This window comes from Oligoflexus sp. (genome assembly GCF_035638955.1).
Lineage (GTDB): Bacteria > Bdellovibrionota_B > Oligoflexia > Oligoflexales > Oligoflexaceae > Oligoflexus.
Genome location: NZ_DASQYZ010000040.1, coordinates 1 through 1,809, shown reverse-complemented (window position 1 = coordinate 1,809; position 1,809 = coordinate 1). Strand labels below are relative to the sequence as shown.

The 1,809-nt window shown below is 51.4% G+C and carries 2 protein-coding genes; one reads left to right on the top strand and one right to left on the bottom strand.

Translation table 11 applies throughout. The features are described 5' to 3' along the window. Positions 1–1,060 (top strand): carbohydrate-binding domain-containing protein (locus tag VE954_RS04095; RefSeq protein ID WP_324949944.1); only part of this gene is annotated, 1,060 nt, incomplete at its 5' end. A gap of 509 nt (positions 1,061–1,569) precedes the next feature. Here VE954_RS04095 and VE954_RS04090 read toward each other — a convergent pair. After that, positions 1,570–1,809: hypothetical protein (locus VE954_RS04090; protein ID WP_324949942.1), on the bottom strand; the 240-nt coding region annotated here is incomplete at its 5' end.

Genomic DNA, 1,809 nt, shown 5'->3' with positions numbered 1-1,809 from the left:
GAGTGGAGCCAATGATTTTGGTGCCAACTGCTTCTGGCTCGAGAACACTGACAATGAACTATCATACAATCGTGGAGAAAACTGTGTCGCGCCAAGTTTTGACTATGGCAGGGATGGCGGTTTCGTGGAACTCTTCGGCGTCACTGATCGTTCCCATATCCATCATAATTACGCGAAAAACACTGACGGCTTCAGCGAAATAAGCGGTCCCGGTGATGCCAGCGCCTATAACATCAGAATGCACCATAACGTCATCGTTGATGTGTTCACCCCTGTGCTGTGTGTTCATACGGATAATCCACTGGCCAAAATTGAAGATGTCCGCTTTGAAAATAACACGGTTTACAAACTGACCGGTGGGGGAAATCCCACTATCGACTGCCTCAAGAGGGAAGGAAGCCCGACCACCCTGCTCCTCAGAAACAACATCTTCGTCAGCGATGTCGCCATTGCCCGCACAGGAGCCATCACCCATACCAATAATCTTTACAGTCTTGTGAGTGGCGTCAATCCTGGCTTTGCTCTTGATTCCACGGAAAAGCTTTCTGATGCAGGGTTCTTCGCTGCCGAAAAAGGTGACTTGCGTCTCGCGGAAGGGAGCGCGGCCGTTGATGCAGGTCTGGCGTTGGGCTATGCAGCCGACTATACCGGTCGTGCGGCCTCAGGGCTGCCCGATCTCGGTGCCTATGAACTTGGTTCGGCCATTACCGTCTTTGCTGCCGGTGAGGCTGCCGATGGCGTTTATCCCACCATGCGTCTGCTGGTGGACGATGTCCCGGTTGCCACCTGGACTGATATCAAAGGCAGTCCGGCTCTTCGCCAGTTCCAGACATTCACCTATAATCATCCGAAGACCGTGGCCATCGACAGCATCAAGGTCGAGTTCGTGAACGACAGTGGCACAGGAGGAGCGCGCAATCTGATAGTGGACAAGGTCAGCCTTGACGGAAAAAACCACCATACGGAAGCCGAGACCTCCTATTCGACCTCATGCCAGTCGGGATATCAAAAAACCGAATGGCTGTATTGCAACGGCACCGTTGCCTATAAAAGCGAATAACAGGGCCCGCCGGAGGGTCCGCCCCTTCCGGCTGACCCGACTGGTAATGCGACATCGTCCTAAAGAACAGGCTGGGCAGATCAACGCCATGCTTCGCGGCTACTTCAACTACTTTGCGGTCCCCAGGATGAACTGGAAGAAATTCAATGTCATGTTGAAATACTATCCATTGAATCGAGCGAAGGCTCGCTAAGTACAGCGTTTGATTCTGGATTCTGATCTTACAGCTTGGGAGAGCTCGAGGGAGGGACCTTGAAAAAGGTCCCTTTTTATTTCTGAGAATCGCGGGCCTCAAAGAAGCTGCCGAAAATCTATCGACCGTTAACTGCACCTGCTCGGATAATTCCCACGTAGGCCTCGTATGCTTTTGGCCCTTTAAACCCGGAAAGAATGCTGCAAAATCAATGTGAGCCTAGGGATGATCATTTTAATCGATACTTCGCCTTCGATGGCAATCAGTTCTTTCTCGCTTTGTACATTGCGTCTTAAGAAATTCAGGATGAGATTTATCAATTCCTGCGGCAAAAGACTCCTTGTAGCCGCAACATGGCACCCTCCTTCATTTTCGGCCACACCACTTCAAAGAACATATCGTTAAATTTTCGGACATGCCCTCGGCGGTTCATGAACACTTCCGATCCGGTCACCAGAGCATGTATATCTGAAGCTTTCAGGACCTCATCACGGGAGAGCTGAACTGCAGTTCCCGCAAATATGATGGCCCATTCCGGGTGAAGGCGGCCGGGATC